Consider the following 15,113-nt stretch of genomic DNA (forward strand, 5'->3'; position numbering starts at 1 on the left):
CCGACCAGGTGCCGGAGCCCGAATCGGAGATCGGCGACCCGCCGGCCTCCCCGCCGCCGATTACCGCGGCGCTGCCCGGCCACCTCCTCCCGCCCGTGCCGGGCATTCCCGGCTTCACGCCGCCTACCCCTGCGCCCCTGCCGGCCGAGGAGGGCGAGTTCCCCCGCGCGCCCCGCCCGGCCATGCCCGGCATCCCCGAGGAGCCGCCGATCGAAGGCCCGGAGCCGGAGATCGTCGAGGAGAGGCTGCCGGAAGGGCCCGAAGCCCTCGCGCCGGCCCCTGCCACCGGTGGCTTCTTCGCGCGGCTTAAGGCGGGCCTCTCCCGCTCCACCGCCCGCCTCACCGAGAACCTCACTGGCCTCTTCCGCAAGCGCCGGTTGGATGACGAAGCGCTGGAGGAGCTGGAGGAAACCCTTATTGCCGCCGATCTCGGCCTGCCCGCCGCCCAGCGCATCGTAGCCGGCTTCCGCCGTACCCGCTTCGGCAAGGAGGTGGGCGAGGACGAGGTGAAGGCCGCACTGGCCGAGGAGATTGCTGAGATCCTCGGGCCCATCGCCCAGCCCTTCGAGCCCGATTGGGATCGCAAGCCCTATGTCGTGCTCGTGGTCGGCGTGAACGGCACGGGTAAAACCACGACCATCGCCAAGCTGGCGCAGAATTTCCGCGCGGAGGGCCGCAGCGTCATGATGGCCGCCGGCGATACCTTCCGCGCCGCCGCCGTCGAGCAGCTGCAAATCTGGGGCGAGCGCACCGGCAGCACCGTGGTCGTCCCGGTGAAGGAGGGCGCGGACGCCGCCGGCCTTGCGCATGAGGCCCTGCAGCGCGCCCGCGCCGAGGGCGCCGACATCCTCCTCATCGACACGGCGGGGCGCCTCCACAACAAGGCCGGGCTGATGGAGGAGCTGCGCAAAGTCGTTCGCGTCCTCCGCAAGCTCGATGCGGAGGTGCCGCACGCCGTGCTGCTGGTGCTGGACGCCACCACCGGCCAGAATGCCGTGCAGCAGTGCAAGGTGTTCCGCGAGATGGTGGACGTGACCGGATTGGTCGTGACGAAGCTCGACGGCTCTGCCAAGGGCGGGGTGGTCGTAGCGCTGGCCGAGGAGTTCGGCCTGCCGGTCCACGCCGTCGGCGTCGGCGAGACGGCGGCGGACCTTCGCCCCTTCGCGGCGCGCGACTACGCCCGCTCGCTGGTGGGCCTCTCCTGATGAGGGAAGTGCGCTGGGAGCGGCTGACCGCCCCCGAGATCGCCGAATGGGCCACGCGCGAGGCGACCGTGATCCTGCCGGTGGCCGCGCTGGAGCAGCACGGGCCGCACCTGCCGGTCTGGACCGACAGCCTCATCGGCCACGCCGCCGCCATCCGGGCGGCCGAGCTGGTGGCCGAGGATGCACCCGCCATCGTGCTGCCGCCGATGTGGCAGGGCATCAGCGAGCATCACCTGCCCTTCGGCGGCACGATCAGCCTCGACTTCCGCGCCATGCAGGCGGTGATCGCCTGCGTCGCCCGCTCCATCCGCGCCTGCGGCTTTCGCAAGCTGATGCTGTCCAACTCCCATGGCGGCAACATCGAGCCCTTGCAGGTTATTGCGCGCGAACTTGGCGCGGAGACGGGCATGCCTGTCGTGGCCGTGACCATCCACCAGGCCGCCGCGGCCGCGATCGCGGGCATCCTCGAAACCCAGCCCGGCACCCAGCACGCCTGCGAGGCCGAGACGAGCCTCTGGATGGCGATCGAGCCCGAGGGAGTGCGGACGGACAAGATCGCCGGCGCCCTCTCCAACGGTGGGCCCTCAGTCGGCGGCAGCGCCTTCCAGCGCTTCTGGTCCTTCGCCGAGCGTGCCCCCGGTACCGGCGTCCGAGGCGACCCGCGCGCGGCGACGCCGGAGAAGGGCGAGCGCATCCTGGCCGCCATCGCCGAGGCCCTGGCGCGCGGCCTGCGCGACACGGCCCTCTGGGCCACGCCCGACGATGTCTGGACGGAAGGCCGGGCCCAAAGGGCGGGGTCCTAGTAGGAGAAGGGGATCTCCAGCCGCGCCCCGGCCGCCGGGTCGCGGAAGAGGCGGTCCTGCTTCTCGGTGTAGCTGCTGTTTCCCCCGTCCTGCCGCCGGCTGTCCGGCAGGCTGCGCGGCTCGATCAGGTCGGGCCGAAGCCTGGTCACCTGGCGCTCGATCGGCGCGCGCGGCCCCACGATGGAGCGGTTGGGCATCGGCGCGATCTCCGCCTGCGGCGTGGCCGGGCGTGGCGGCAGCGTCGGCGCCTCGACCACCGGCGGCGCCAGGTCACGCCGCGCGGCGCGGCGGCGCACCGGGCGGCGCCGGGCGGGGGTGGCCGGCGTTGCCTGGGCGGGCTCGGCCTGCACCAGGATGGGGACCGGCGCCAGATCGAGCTGGACCAGCCGGGCCGCGGGGGCCTGCGTGGCGGGCGCTCCCATGAGGAGGGCGGATAGGGCGAGGCCGACGATCATTCGGTACCTCCGACCATGGCGGCTCCGGGCAGCGGGCGGGTGCCGCGCGCGTCCTCGGGCGGGTTGAACACCGGGGGGCCGGGATGCCTGGCACCCTCCTTCCAAGCATGCAACGCCCAGCTGACGGTGGGGAAGGCGATTTCATCCCAGGGAATCTCATCCCAGGCGAAAACCCGGACATCGAGGCTTTCCGGCCCGGCGGAGAAGCCCGGCTCGGCCAGCCGGGCGCGGTACATGAGCTGCACCTGCCCGAGTCGCGCGATGGAGTAGACTGCGAGCAGCCCTTCGAGCGCGATCCGCGCCCGCGCTTCCTCCCAAGCCTCCCGCCGGGCGCCTTCCTCCACCGTCTCATGCATTTCGAGGTATCCGGCGGGGAGGGTCCAGAAACCACGGCGGGGTTCGATGGCCCGGCGGCAGAGAAGCACGCCGCCATCGGCCGCGACAACGGAGCCGACGACGATCTTCGGGTTCTCGTAGGCGACGAAGCCGCAGTCGCGGCAGGTCAGGCGCTCGCGATCGTCGCCGTCATGCTGCACGAGTTCGAATTGCCCGGCCATTGGCCGAGCATGCCGCCCGCCCCGGGGTGCCACAACCCCCTGTTGCCAGGGTTCAGACGCGCAGGTCGAGCAGCGAGCCGCGCGGCAGGGGCGAAGCTGGCTTCGGCGGCACCGCCTCGAGCTGGCGCTGGGCCGGGGCGGCCTGGGCGGCGCCCTCCGTCGTGCGGGCGGGCGTGGCGCGGACCGGCCGCACATCCCCGATGCCCGCGGCGCGGGACACATCCTGCGTGAAGGCGGCGAGAGAATTGCTGCTGATCATGCGCAGGATGGTGCCGGAAAGTCGTGAATCCTCCCTTAACCGGCGGCGGGGGAGGGGAGCCGTGGCGCGGATGAGCATGGCCCAGCCTCGTCCGCAGGTCCGTTAACACTCCAGCAACCTATGGCTGTATCTTGGGCCCGATCAGGCCGGCCGCACCGGCGGCAGGCGCTGCCTTTCCAGAAAGTCGAGCCGCGCCATCAGGTCGTCGGCCCGGCATAGCATCAGCGCGCGAAGGCCCGTCCCCGTCAGCGCGTCCAACTCCAGTTCCAGCACCCGCGTTCCCTCGCCGACCTCGACAGGCAGCGCGGTGGCGAAGTCGCCCTCCGGCGGGACGGGGATGGTCGCGGAGCCGGAGGCGGCGCCGTCCGCGAGCAGGGACAGGCCGATCGGCCCGCGGCCAACCCCTCGCAGCTCGAGGTGCAGACGCAGCGATCCGTCCGTACCGGGCGGCAGGGGCAGGCGCAGCCGCGCCGAGCCGCCGCGCATCGGGGTTCCCCATCCCTCCGGCAGCAGCCAGCCGGACCCGTCGCGGATCATGTCGGACAGGGCCATCGAGAGATCGGGCACCCGCGCCTCCGTCGCCTGGAAGCCGATTCGGTGGCCGAGCGGAAGCGAGACGCGCTCCTCCGGTGGCGGCACCGCGCGCCTGGTGAACTCCGCCACGCCGTCCGTCACGTCGGCCAGCACTGCAGTCCAGGGGCGGGGCGTACCGAGTGCCGCGACCGACCGCTCCGCCGCGGCCAGCGCGCCTGGCTCGAAGAGCAGCCGCTCCACCGCCGCAGCCATGTCGCCCTCGCTCTGCGGTTCGACGAAGACCGCGGCGCCAGCCCCGGATTCGATGAGCGCGGAGTGCCGCGGCACCACGGCCGCCTTCCCCCAGGCCATGCTCTCCGTCACCGGAAGGCCCCAGCCCTCGTAGTGGGAGTTATAGATCGTGAAGAGGCAATCCCGGTACAGCGCCGCTAGCCCCGCGTCGGAGATGCCGTGTAGCAGCACGACGTGGCGCGCCAGCTCGGGACTGGCCGCGAGCAGGTTCATGGCCGCCTCGACTCCCCAACCGAGCGCGCCCAGGCAGACGAGGCGCGGCACGCGCGCCGAGCCGTGACGGCGCAGCAGGGAGAGCCAGGCGCGGAAGACCGTCAGGTGGTCCTTCCGGCTCTCGATGGTCGCGACGAACAGGACGTAGGGCTCGGGCGGCCGTGGGGCGCGCGTGCCCTCCAGCGCCGCGGGATCCGGCGTCACGCCGCCGCGCGGGTCGCCGTCGAGCCGCACGACGGCCATGGGCAGGTCGAGCCCCGGCAGCAGGCGTTCGAGGAAGCGCCGCCCATCCTCGCGCGTGGACACCGAGTTGCAGAGCACTCCGTGGGCGTGGACGCCCATGGCCGAGAACCAGCGCGCGTAGTCCTGCACCAGCACGCGCACGCAGTGCTCCGGCATGACGAGCGGCACGCAGTCGTGCAGGAAGGGCACGTAGAGCACCCCGTGCGCCCGCTGCGCCGCGCGCAGCCCACGGAAGTAGGCGGGAACGCCCCAGGAGTTCCCGAGGTTCACCAGCACCTGGCCCTCGGCGAAGACATGTGCCGGCGCGCCGCGCGCCACCTCGGGCACGGCATCGCGCGCCTCGATCCAGGCGGGGTCGTTCACATCCGATCCGGCGGCGGCGGCGCTCAGCAGCCGGGCAAGATCTTCCTCCCGCACTGCCCGCCAGGTGGCGCGCGGGTGCTCAAAAGAGAGGTAGGTCGCCCGCTGGCCGGAGCGTAACGCGGCCGAAAGAAGGCTCGCCTGCACGCGCTGGATGCCCGTCAGGGTGCGGCGCGTCGCGAAATGCATCAGCAGGTCGGTGACGTCGAAGGCAATCCCTCCGACGGCTGGCGGCGGCAGATCCGTGGCACCCTCCGGCCGCCGCACCGCGATGGAGAGGCGCGGGGCAGGAAACCGCGTGGTCGGCAGCGGCCGGGCCGGAAGGGCGGCTTCCCGCGGTGCCCGCCCGGGCTCGGGCGCGGGGGGCGCTTGCAATGTTGACAACTCAGGCTTCGGATCGGACTTGCGCGCCTCTTCCGGTGGGGTGGCCATCTCGGGCGCAAGTGTTTTGGGCAGGATCGGCTCTGGCGGGCGCGGCGGCACCGGCGGCGGAGGCGGGCTGCCGGAGGGCAGTTGCGCGAGGGTCGCCGCCGCGGCGGCGGCGGCCGGATCGCCCTGGCCAAAGGTCATCGCGAGCCCGTAGGCCCGCCGGGCCTCCGCCTCACGCCCGAGCAGGAGGAGAACATGCCCGCGGTGAAGATAGGGAAGGGGCTCGGCCGGTGCCTCGGCCAGCGCGGCGTCGATCGCCGAAAGCGCCCTCTCCGCCAAGCCCGCGCTGCGAAGGGCATGGGACTGCCAGAGAAGGTCCTCCCACCCGGGCGAGCCCAGGAGCGCCGCCTCCCCGAAAAGGCGTGCCGCCTCCTCGTGCTGTCCGTCATGCCAGGCTCGCGCGGCCTCCTCCCGCAGGGAGGCGGCCTCTTCCATCATGTCGTGCGGGGCATCCATAGGGGATGGGTAGCGGGACCGCAGGCGCGCCGGAAGGGGAGTCGCTCAGGCAGGATCCAGGCGGCGGCCCGTGTCGGCGTCGAAGACGTGGAGGTGGGCGGGCGCGATCCGGACTGGCAGCCGCTCGCCGCTGAAGGCGCCGTTGAGCCGCGCGGTGACGGCCATGCCGGCGGGCGTGCGGCCGTGCACGACCGTCTCCGAGCCAAGGGGCTCGATCAGCTCGACCGTCAAAGGAATCGAACCAGGGCCGTCGCCGGGCTCCACGTGCTCCGGCCGCAGCCCAAGCGTGATGGGTGTGCCCGCGGTGCCCGGCCGCGGCCCGTCTGCGAAGGGGATGAGCGTGCCGTCCGGCAGGCGGGCCGAGCCATTGCCCTGGTCGAGCGAGGCCGGGATGAAGTTCATCGCGGGGCTGCCGATGAAGCCGGCGACATAGGTGTCGGCGGGGCGGGAGAAGATCTCCATGGGCGGCGCCACCTGCGCGGGGCGGCCCGCATTCATCACCACCAGCCGGTCACCGAGCGTCATCGCCTCGACCTGGTCATGCGTGACAAAGAGCGAGGTGACGCCGAGGCGCCGCTGCAGACGCCGGATCTCGGCCCGCATCTGCACGCGCAGCTTCGCGTCGAGGTTCGACAGCGGCTCGTCGAAGAGGAAGAGGGCGGGCTCGCGCACGATGGCGCGCCCCATGGCCACGCGCTGCCGCTGCCCGCCCGAGAGCTGCTTCGGCTTGCGGTCCAGCAAGGGGCCGATGCCGAGGATTTCGGCGGCCGCTTGCACGCGGCGCGCGATCTCGTCGCGCGCCATGCCGCGGATCTTCAGGCCATAGGCCATGTTCCCGAAGACGGTCATGTGCGGGTAGAGCGCGTAGTTCTGGAAAACCATGGCAATGTCGCGGTCCGCCGGCTCCAGCCCTGTCACGTCGCGCCCGTTGATGACCACCTGCCCGGAGGTCGGCGTCTCCAGCCCCGCCACGATCCGCAGCAGCGTGGACTTGCCGCAGCCGGAGGCACCGACGATCACCACGAGTTCGCCGTCATTCACCTCCAGGTCGATGCCGTGCAGCACCTGCGTGGCGTTGAAGAACTTCTTGACGTCGCGGAGGGAGAGGGTGGCCATCGGCTATTTCTCGGTCTCGGTCAGGCCGCGCACGAACCAGCGCTGCATCAGCGCGACGACGAGCACGGGGGGCAGGAGGGCCAGCACGGCGGTCGCCATGATGGTGTTCCATTCGTTCTGCGCGTCGCCCCGCCCGATCATCTTGGACAGGCCGACCACGATCGTCTCCATGGAGCGGTCGTTGATGATCAGCAGCGGCCAGAGATATTGGTTCCAGCCATAGATGAAGAGGATGACGAAGAGAGCCGCGATGTTCGTCAGCGACAGCGGCAGCACCACGTCCTTCAGGAAACGCGCCGGGCCCGCGCCGTCGATCTTTGCGGCCTCCACGAACTCGTCGGGGATGGTGAGGAAGAACTGGCGGAAGAGCAGGGTGGCGGTCGCGGAAGCGATCAGCGGGATCACCAGCCCTGGCCATGTGTTGCCGAGGTTGAGGTCCACGATCACCTGGAAGGTCGGGATGATCCGTACCTCCACCGGCAGCATCAGCGTGATGAAGATTGCCCAGAAGGCGAGCATCCGGCCAGGGAAGGAGAAGAACACCACCGCGTAGGCCGAGAGGATGGAGATGGCGATCTTCCCGAGGGCGATGGCCACCGCCATGATCAGGCTGTTCACCAGCATGGTGGAGGCCGGCGTGGTGTGGCTGCGCCCGCCGCCCTCGTTCCAGGCGGTGGCGTAGTTCTCCACCGTGTGCGCGCCCGGCAAGAGCGGCACGTCGCCGCGCCCGATAGTTCCCGCATCGTGAGTGGAGCCCACCAGCGTCATGTAGATCGGAAAGGCGACGATCAGCACGCCGAGGATGAGCGCCCCGTGCGCGAGCAGGCGTGAGAGGAGGGCGCGGCGGCGAGTAGCGCGCAGCAGCGCGTCGTCCCGCACCGGCTCCGTACGCATGGCCACGGGGTTCGCGGTCGCGTCCATCAGTAGTGCACCTTCTTCTCGACGGCGCGGAATTGGAAGGCTGTGAGGGCGATCACCAGCACCATCAGGATCACGCTCTGAGCGGAGGAGAGCCCGAGATTGAGGTTCTGCACGCCATCCACATAGACCTTGTAGATCAGCGTCTCCGTCGCCTGCCCCGGCCCGCCGCTGGTCAGCGCGTGGATGATGCCGAAGGTCTCAAAGAAGGCGTAGGTGAGATTGACGATCAGCAGGAAGAAGGTCGTTGGCGAGAGCAGGGGGAAGATGATCGACCAGAAGCGCCGCGCCGGGCGCGCGCCATCGATTGCCGCTGCCTCCAGCACGCTTGCCGGGATGGATTGCAGCCCTGCCAGGAAGAAGATGAAGTTGTAGGCGATCTGCTTCCAGGCCGCCGCGATGACGATGAGGATCATCGCGTGCGTGCCGTTCAGGCGGTAGTCCCAGGCGAAGCCCGCGGCGTTCAGCCAGCGCCCGATCATCCCGACTTGCGGCTGGAACAGGAACAGCCACAGCACGGCGGACACGGCGGGCGCCACGGCATAGGGCCAGATCAGCAGGCTGCGATAGACGGTGACGCCCCTCAGCGACTTGTCTGCCTGCACCGCGAGGAACAGGGCGAGGCCCAGCGCCAGCCCCGCAACGCAGCCGGAGAAGACGACGCTGTTGAGCGCTGCGTTCACCCAGTTGGGATCCGAGAGCACATCCTGGAAGTTCTCCAGCCCGACGAACTCCTGGGATAGCCCGAAGGCATCCTCCCGCAGCAGGGATTGATAGATCGCCCGCCCGGCCGGCCAAAAAAAGAACACGAAGGTGATCGCCAACTGCGGGAGCAGCAGCGCGACGGGGAGGAGCCTGCCCCGGAAGATGACCTTTCTCTGCATCACGCCCTCCCGCGCGCCGGACGCGGAAGCCCGCGCGGCGCAAGTCTGTCCATTCTTGAGCGGGCCGGGGAAGGCCGCCTGGCCGTGTAACCGCCGCCGTGCCGGGGCGCCGCGTGTCCGCGCGGCTGGCCTCGGCACGCCGATGAGCGCGGAGACTACAGCCCGGCCAGAATTTTGTGGAGGGTCCAACACCGGCCGTGAGGGGAGCGTCATGAACTCTCCGTTCATCCCTCTCCTGCATCATCCTGGCCATGGATACCGCGATGCCCCTCCTTCTCCTCGGCGTCGGCCTGCAAAAAGCGCCGCAGCTTCCGGCCGTGCGGGTCGGACGGATCTCGGGCCTGCTGGCTGGTTGGCGCGGTGCCGCCAGCCTGCCGCCCTCTGCTCTTCGCCTGCCGGAGCCCCTTGGCTTCGCTAACCTGCAAGAAGTCCGCGCCTGGCTCGTCGCGCGCGAGCCGCGCCTGGCGACCGCCCTCCACGCCTTGTCCGGCTGCCGCGAGGTCGGCCTGGAACTGCACGAGGACGCGCCACGCCACGCCGCCTGGCTGCGGCAGCGGGACAAGGGCTTGGCCCCCGGGGCCCAAGCGGATCCGGCCCGGGTGGCGCGGCGCCTCTTCATCGGGCAGCGGGTGGAAACCATCCTCTCCAGCGAGGCCCGCGCGGCCGTCCGCCCCGCCCCGGGCGCCGACCCCGCCACTTGGTCGGTCGCCGTGCCGAGGGCGGCGGTGGAGCGCCTGCGCGCCGCGCTGGAGCTGGAGGCTCACCGGCTCGCCGGCACCGGCCTCTCCCTTCGCGTCAGTCCGCCCGGCAAGCCGAACGGCTTGGCCAAGGCCATCCTGCAGGACGCCTGACGCCCCGGTGCGGGCTTGATGCAGGGCCTCCCATCCCGCTTCATGGCTCCGTGCAAAAGACCAGGAACATTCCGCCAGCGGCCGGGACGTCCGGCAGGCGCCGCGTGGTGGGCGCGCTCGGCGTGGCGCAGACCCTTGCCTGGGCTTCCTCCTACTACCTTCCTGCCATCGTCGCCGCGCCGATGGCCGAGGACTACGGTTTTCCGCCCAGCGCCATCTTCGGCGCCTTCTCCGCTTCCCTCCTGCTGACGGCGCTCCTCGGCCCCTGGGTCGGGCGCGTGATCGACCGCCGGGGCGGGCGCGGCGTGCTGGCGGGGTCGAATCTGGCGCTCGCCGCGGGCCTCGGGGCCATGGCACTGGCGCCGGCGGAATGGCCGATCGTGCTCTTCCTCGGCTGGGGACTATTGGGCCTGGGCATGGCGCTCGGGCTTTACGACTCCGCCTTCGCTACCCTGGCCGGCCTCTACGGCAAAGAGGCGCGCGGGCCGATCTCGGGCGTGGCGATGATGGCGGGCTTCGCGAGCACGATCGGCTGGCCGCTTACCGCCTGGCTGAGCGCCTGGCTCGGCTGGCGCGGCGCCTGCGCCTCCTGGGCGGTGCTGCAACTCCTGCTCGGCCTGCCCCTGCACCTTCTGCTCGTCCCACCCGCGCCGCCGCCGCCCACCGCCGCCGCCAGCGCGGAGGAGCCGGAGGGGGCGGCGGGCTGGGGGCAACTCGCTCTGCTCGCGCTGGCGCTGACCGGCTCAGGCTTCAACATCGCGGCCATGGCGGCCCATCTGCCGGGCCTGCTCACCCGGAGCGGCGCCTCGGAAGAGCTGGCCCTTCTCGCCGCCAGCCTCGTCGGGCCCATGCAGGTCCTCGCCCGCGTGCTGGACGTGCTCGTTCTGCGCCGGCTGCACCCGCTGACCACCGCGCGGCTGGCGACGGCCGGGCACCCCGCGGCGGCGCTGGCCCTCGCGGCCGGGCTGGGGCCCGCGGCCTTCGCCATCCTCCACGGGGCCGGGAACGGGCTGCTGACGATCGTGCGCGGCACCCTGCCGCTCGCTCTTTTCGGAGCCCGCGGCTATGGGGCGCGGCAAGGGATCATTCTCGCGCCCATGCGGCTCATCCAGGCGCTCGCGCCGCTCGCCTTCGGCCTCTCGTTGGAGCGGCTCGGCCTTCAGGCCCTCTGGATCTTCGCGGGCGTGGGGCTCATCTCGCTGCTCGCCCTCGCGGCGCTGCGCCGCCCGGGTTAGCCGCCCCCTTGGCAGCACGCCCCGGATGGGCTTCCTGCCAGCCACAGACCGGAAGAGAGGGAATGCCATGGCCGAGGCCTTCATCTGCGACGCCGCCCGCACCGCGATCGGGCGCTACGCCGGCGGGCTTTCCGCCGTGCGGGCCGACGACCTCGGCGCCGTTCCCCTCAAGGCGCTCATGGCGCGGAACGAGGGCGCGGACTGGGCCGCACTGGACGACATCGTCTTCGGCTGCGCCAACCAGGCCGGCGAGGACAACCGAAACGTCGCCCGCATGGCCCTGCTGCTGGCGGGGATGCCCGACAGCATCGGCGGCAGTACGGTGAACCGTCTCTGCGGCTCCGGCATGGACGCGGTCGGCATCGCGGCCCGCGCCATCAAGGCCGGCGAGGCCTCCTTCATGATCGCGGGCGGCGTCGAGAGCATGACCCGCGCCCCCTTCGTGCAGGGCAAGAACGCCGAGGCCTTCGGGCGCCACGCCGAGATCTACGACACCACCATCGGCTGGCGCTTCGTGAACCCCGCCATGAAGAAGGCGCACGGCGTCGACTCGATGCCCGAGACCGCGGAGAACGTGGCGCAGGACTTCCAGGTGAACCGCGCCGACCAGGACGCCTTCGCGCTTCGCAGCCAGCAGCGGGCCGGCGCCGCGCAGAAAGCCGGCCGCTTCGCCGAGGAGATCGTCCCGGTGACCATCCCCCGCCGCAAGGGCGACCCGGTAATCTTCGAGCAGGACGAGCACCTGCGCCCCGAAACCACCGCCGAGGCCCTGGCCAGGCTGCCTACCCCCTTCCGCAAGGAGGGCGGCTCCGTCACCGCCGGCAACGCCTCGGGCGTGAACGACGGCGCCTGCTCCATCATCCTGGCTGACGAGGACATGGCGCGCCGCCAGGGCCTGACCCCGCGCGCCCGCGTGGTGGCCAGCGCGACCGCCGGCGTGCCGCCCCGCATCATGGGCTTCGGCCCCGCGCCGGCCACGCGCAAGGTGCTCGAAAAGGCGGGGCTGAAGCTCTCCGACATGGACGTGATCGAGCTGAACGAGGCCTTCGCGGCCCAGGCGCTCGCCGTCACTCGCGACCTCGGCCTGCCGGATGACGCCGACCACGTGAACCCCAACGGCGGTGCCATTGCGCTCGGCCACCCGCTGGGCATGAGCGGCGCTCGGCTGGTGCAGACCGCCGTGCACGAACTGCACCGCCGCGGCGGCCGCTACGCGCTTTGCACGATGTGCATCGGTGTCGGCCAGGGGATCGCGATGATCGTCGAGCGGGTCTGATACCGCTCAGGCAGCGTGGGTGACTTTGGGGAGGGGAAAAGGAATTCCTCCTCTCCCCGGCCCCTCACGCGGAACGGGTGCCCTCCGCCCGCAGCGCCTGGGCGGCAGCGAGCCAGCCCGGAATTTCAGCCGCGGCAACGCCGGCCCGGTGGCATCCTTCCTCCACCACGCGCGGAAGGATCTCGAGCAGCGCGGCCATGAGAGCGGCGTCGCGCTCGTCCGAAACGAGTTCCAGGAATTCCTGAATGTCGCTCTGGAACACGCGCAGGAAGGGGCCGAACCGGTCGCTCTGGCGACCCAGCCATTCCTCGAACATCGCGGGCCAGCCGGCGGCGAGGCGGAATTCAAGCCGCGGCTCGCCTTCCTCAATGGCAAATTTCAGCCGGACGGGCGCCCATTCGCGCCTGCCGGTGCGCAGCGCGGCCATGTCCAACTCGAGATGACGGTAGGTCCCGTCGTTCTCGTAATCGTTCAGGCGCAGCCCTTCGTACTGCGCACCGGTTGCAAGGAGGCGGCGTGGCCTTTCACCTCCGGCCAAGGTTCCGGGGATGGCCATCCCGCCCGCCGATGGCGCCTCGGTAGGGTGATCCTGCGGCGCGGCGGGGGGCCAGGGCCCGGTGGCCATCGCTTCGAGGGGTTGAAGATTTGCCCAGGGCGCCGCTACCGGGAGTGGGGCCTTGGTCGGCTCGGGCCAGGCCTCGGCCGAGAGTGTTCCGGCCTCCAGCTCCACGACGGCCTCTGCCTCGCCCGCGCGCAGGCCCACCGCGAGCATGGCCTCCTCGCCGAGTCGTGGCTGGAAGGCCAGGTCCAGCGTCACCGCGTCCTCCCCGATCGGCCGCCATCCGGTCCAGGCCGAGCCGGGCACGGCGTGCGAGAGGTCGGTAAGATCATCTGGCGGAGGGCCGCCCGGCCTGATCCAGGCCGCGACCGCTGCACCGCGACCCGTTCCATGGGCGAGCGTGATCCGCAATCGCCGCATTCCCCGCGTGCCAAGGTCCGGCAGCAGCAGGATGGAGCGGCCCTGCGCGGGGGCGCGCAGCAACGGTCGCAGCGCCTCGTCGCCAATGGCTACGGAATCAACACCTCCCTTCAGGGCCCGCGCCTTCGCCCAGTCGAGGGCGCGTGGGGCAGGGGGAGGGGTGGCCTCGTCAGCGAGGATCCCGTCGGGCTCCTCCGCGCTTCCCTCGGCGCGCACGGCGGCGGCCTCGCGCAACAGGGCGGCGGAAAGCGCCTCCGCGGTCATGGCGAGCACGCCCGGCAGCGCTTCCGCGCCGGAGCTGGCGGGAACGAAGGGCGGCGGAAGCCCCTCGGCCGCGGACCACCAGGTGCCGAGCGCGGCCAGCGGCTGCCAGTCCGGGGCGACGAGGCCGATGGTGCCCACCGGCGGGGAGGGGAGGGGAACGGTGGCCGCCATCTCCGGCGCGCGGGTGCCGAGCGGATGGATCAGCATATTTTCCCCACGCGGCGCGAGGATCCAGACATGGAGCGCGGCAGAGGCGATCGGAGAGGGGTCCACCACGCCTTCGGCGACGAGGAAACGTGGCGACGCTTCGGCCAGACGCGTCAGGTGAGCGGGGGCGGCGCGCGGGATCAAGGAATGCGAGCCTCGTCTGTCGGCCCCTGATCGGGCGCGGGGAATATGGAAGGAGTGGTTGCGTGCGGGATGGCCTCCTCCTCCGCAACCAGCGCTTCCGGAGGCGGGGCGGCGCCCTCGACGTCCCGCTTAGCCTCTTCCCTGGCCGCTGGAGCCTCGGGCCGGGCTTCCGAACGCTCCTCGGCCGCCTCCCACGCGAAGGCGGGCGCGGCGAAGGGCGGGGCCTCCGGCGGAGGGGCGGCAAGGCGCCGCAGCCGCCCGAGAAGGCGTGCCATCGTCACCGCGGGGTCGAGGGATTCCACCTGCTGCCAAGCCGCTTCAATGAGCTCGGCAGCCGGGCTGCCCGGATCCAGGCAGGCGGCCAGCGCCTCGGCCACCGCCTCGGGGTCCTCCGCATCCACGACCGCCGCCAAGCGGGGCGCGTCCTCGCCGAGGGCCTCCAGCGCCTCCGCGCTCGCCACAACCGGAACGCGCAGGCGGGCGGCGCGAAGATAGCCGACCGGCGGTCCTTCCAGCCGGGAAGGCATGAGCAGCATGTCCGCGCCTGCCAGCAGTGACGCCTCCTCCGCGCCGGGGTCGAGCATGCACAGCGTGCTGCCCTCGCCGGCCGCGTCGCGCAGCGCTGCCTCCAGGATTCCTGCGCCGCGGCAGGCGACCACCCCGCCCGTGCGCGCCGCAAAGGCCTCGGCGATGGCGGGAAGGCGGTCCGCGCCCCTGGCCGCGTCCAGCCGTCCAAGGAAGAGTGCGACCGGCGCCGATGGACCGATGCCCAGCCGCTCGCGCAGCGCCTCCCGGCAGGCCTCCCGGTCCGGCGGCGACGGGCGCTCCGCGTCGAGGGGGATGGTGGAGACGCGGTCCTCCGCGAGGCCCAGCAGCCGCGCCAGCCGCTCGGCGGTCGGCGCGCTTGGGGCGATCCATTCGGCGTGCAGGGCGGCCGCGGCCTGAAGGGCGGCGGCGTCGAGCCCGGCCGGCCTTGCACCGCGCGGGGCGACATGGGCGAGGACGAGGCAAGGGGTGCGCGTCTGCGCGAGGACAGCCATGGCGCCCACCGCGCGGTCCGGCCAGGGCAGTGTTAGAATCACCGCGTCCGGGCGGGCCGCAACCAGCGCTGCACGGGTTGCGCGGGCCTGGCCTCGGCGCACCTCCTCCTGCGGACCGCGGCGCCAGGCGAGGGGCAGGTCGAGCAGCGCGGGCCCGCCCTCCGCCGGCAAGGTCTGGCGAAGTCCGGCGATCAGGCCCGCCTCCGCTGCCACGGTCCCGGTGGCGCCGAGCGCGACCGCGGCGCCGAGGATGCGCAGCGCCTGCGCCTCGGGCGTACCGAATGCGTCCCCCGGGAGGATAACCAGCAGGCGCCCTATCCGCATGGTCGAGCCCGTACCGCCCTATCTTATGTGATTGGACCGTCTCACCCGGATAAGCGAAGCCGTCCAGCCC

General features: G+C 72.0%; 14 protein-coding genes. 5 read left to right on the forward strand and 9 right to left on the reverse strand.

The window, feature by feature from the left end; genetic code table 11:
* The first annotated feature begins 182 nt into the window (after positions 1-182).
* Together ftsY and D9599_RS19085 are read left to right on the forward strand one after the other, a co-directional pair.
* Positions 183-1,205 (forward strand): signal recognition particle-docking protein FtsY, encoded by a 1,023-nt coding sequence (gene ftsY, locus D9599_RS19080; protein WP_232480693.1) that lies wholly within the window; start codon positions 183-185, stop codon positions 1,203-1,205.
* A complete protein-coding gene (locus D9599_RS19085) occupies positions 1,205-2,008 on the forward strand; it encodes a creatininase family protein (RefSeq protein WP_198382877.1) in 804 nt (267 codons plus the stop codon). Before ftsY ends, D9599_RS19085 begins: the two co-directional genes overlap by 1 nt.
* Here the strand turns inward: D9599_RS19085 and D9599_RS19090 are convergent.
* The 7 genes from D9599_RS19090 to ugpA all read right to left on the reverse strand — a co-directional run bounded on the left by D9599_RS19090 (position 2,005) and on the right by ugpA (position 8,723).
* On the reverse strand, positions 2,005-2,463 hold the full coding sequence (locus D9599_RS19090; protein WP_198382878.1) for a hypothetical protein: 459 nt from the start codon (positions 2,461-2,463) through the stop codon (positions 2,005-2,007). The two genes, D9599_RS19085 and D9599_RS19090, sit on opposite strands and share 4 nt — an antisense overlap.
* Positions 2,460-3,020 (reverse strand): NUDIX domain-containing protein, encoded by a 561-nt coding sequence (locus D9599_RS19095; protein ID WP_198382879.1) that lies wholly within the window; start codon positions 3,018-3,020, stop codon positions 2,460-2,462. Before D9599_RS19095 ends, D9599_RS19090 begins: the two co-directional genes overlap by 4 nt.
* A 52-nt stretch (positions 3,021-3,072) precedes the next feature.
* Positions 3,073-3,357, reverse strand: a complete 285-nt coding sequence (locus D9599_RS19100) for a hypothetical protein (RefSeq protein WP_198382880.1) — start codon at positions 3,355-3,357, stop codon at positions 3,073-3,075.
* A 63-nt stretch (positions 3,358-3,420) separates the two neighbouring features.
* Positions 3,421-5,787 (reverse strand): glycosyltransferase, encoded by a 2,367-nt coding sequence (locus D9599_RS19105; protein WP_198382881.1) that lies wholly within the window; start codon positions 5,785-5,787, stop codon positions 3,421-3,423.
* A gap of 63 nt (positions 5,788-5,850) precedes the next feature.
* Entirely contained in the window at positions 5,851-6,921 is a 1,071-nt protein-coding gene (gene ugpC, locus D9599_RS19110) for a sn-glycerol-3-phosphate ABC transporter ATP-binding protein UgpC (RefSeq protein ID WP_198382882.1), read from the reverse strand.
* A gap of 3 nt (positions 6,922-6,924) precedes the next feature.
* A complete protein-coding gene (gene ugpE, locus D9599_RS19115) occupies positions 6,925-7,842 on the reverse strand; it encodes a sn-glycerol-3-phosphate ABC transporter permease UgpE (protein WP_232480683.1) in 918 nt (305 codons plus the stop codon).
* Positions 7,842-8,723, reverse strand: coding sequence for a sn-glycerol-3-phosphate ABC transporter permease UgpA (gene ugpA / locus D9599_RS19120; protein WP_198382883.1), 882 nt, complete (start codon positions 8,721-8,723; stop codon positions 7,842-7,844). Before ugpA ends, ugpE begins: the two co-directional genes overlap by 1 nt.
* Before the next feature lie 263 nt (positions 8,724-8,986).
* Between ugpA and D9599_RS19125 the strand changes: the two genes are divergently transcribed.
* The 3 genes from D9599_RS19125 to pcaF all read left to right on the forward strand — a co-directional run bounded on the left by D9599_RS19125 (position 8,987) and on the right by pcaF (position 12,085).
* Positions 8,987-9,574: a GvpL/GvpF family gas vesicle protein gene (locus D9599_RS19125; protein WP_198382884.1), complete on the forward strand. Its 588-nt coding sequence runs from the start codon at positions 8,987-8,989 to the stop codon at positions 9,572-9,574.
* Positions 9,575-9,681: 107 nt separating this feature from the next.
* Positions 9,682-10,809, forward strand: coding sequence for an MFS transporter (locus D9599_RS19130; protein ID WP_309228663.1), 1,128 nt, complete (start codon positions 9,682-9,684; stop codon positions 10,807-10,809).
* 67 nt (positions 10,810-10,876) lie between these two features.
* Positions 10,877-12,085 carry a 3-oxoadipyl-CoA thiolase gene (gene pcaF, locus D9599_RS19135; protein WP_198382885.1) on the forward strand — a complete coding sequence of 403 codons (1,209 nt, stop codon included), beginning with the start codon at positions 10,877-10,879 and terminating at the stop codon, positions 12,083-12,085.
* 64 nt (positions 12,086-12,149) lie between these two features.
* Here pcaF and D9599_RS19140 read toward each other — a convergent pair whose 3' ends face one another.
* Positions 12,150-13,679, reverse strand: a complete 1,530-nt coding sequence (locus tag D9599_RS19140; RefSeq protein ID WP_198382886.1) for a DUF6212 domain-containing protein — start codon at positions 13,677-13,679, stop codon at positions 12,150-12,152.
* Positions 13,676-15,043: a glycosyltransferase gene (locus D9599_RS19145; RefSeq protein WP_198382887.1), complete on the reverse strand. Its 1,368-nt coding sequence runs from the start codon at positions 15,041-15,043 to the stop codon at positions 13,676-13,678. The genes D9599_RS19140 and D9599_RS19145 overlap by 4 nt, the downstream gene beginning before the upstream one ends.
* Positions 15,044-15,113 lie beyond the last annotated feature (70 nt).

The organism is Roseomonas sp. KE2513 (genome assembly GCF_016107305.1).
In the GTDB taxonomy this organism is placed as follows: Bacteria; Pseudomonadota; Alphaproteobacteria; order Acetobacterales; family Acetobacteraceae; genus Roseomonas.

Coding starts and splice junctions, on each gene's coding strand:
- D9599_RS19100 (WP_198382880.1), bottom strand. CDS start 3,357: ATGCTCATCCGCGCCACGGCTCCCCTCCCCCGCCGCCGGTTAAGGGAG.
- ugpC (WP_198382882.1), bottom strand. CDS start 6,921: ATGGCCACCCTCTCCCTCCGCGACGTCAAGAAGTTCTTCAACGCCACG.
- D9599_RS19125 (WP_198382884.1), top strand. CDS start 8,987: ATGCCCCTCCTTCTCCTCGGCGTCGGCCTGCAAAAAGCGCCGCAGCTT.
- D9599_RS19095 (WP_198382879.1), bottom strand. CDS start 3,020: ATGGCCGGGCAATTCGAACTCGTGCAGCATGACGGCGACGATCGCGAG.
- ugpA (WP_198382883.1), bottom strand. CDS start 8,723: ATGCAGAGAAAGGTCATCTTCCGGGGCAGGCTCCTCCCCGTCGCGCTG.
- pcaF (WP_198382885.1), top strand. CDS start 10,877: ATGGCCGAGGCCTTCATCTGCGACGCCGCCCGCACCGCGATCGGGCGC.
- ftsY (WP_232480693.1), top strand. CDS start 183: ATGCCCGGCATCCCCGAGGAGCCGCCGATCGAAGGCCCGGAGCCGGAG.
- D9599_RS19085 (WP_198382877.1), top strand. CDS start 1,205: ATGAGGGAAGTGCGCTGGGAGCGGCTGACCGCCCCCGAGATCGCCGAA.
- ugpE (WP_232480683.1), bottom strand. CDS start 7,842: ATGGACGCGACCGCGAACCCCGTGGCCATGCGTACGGAGCCGGTGCGG.
- D9599_RS19145 (WP_198382887.1), bottom strand. CDS start 15,043: ATGCGGATAGGGCGCCTGCTGGTTATCCTCCCGGGGGACGCATTCGGT.
- D9599_RS19105 (WP_198382881.1), bottom strand. CDS start 5,787: ATGATGGAAGAGGCCGCCTCCCTGCGGGAGGAGGCCGCGCGAGCCTGG.
- D9599_RS19090 (WP_198382878.1), bottom strand. CDS start 2,463: ATGATCGTCGGCCTCGCCCTATCCGCCCTCCTCATGGGAGCGCCCGCC.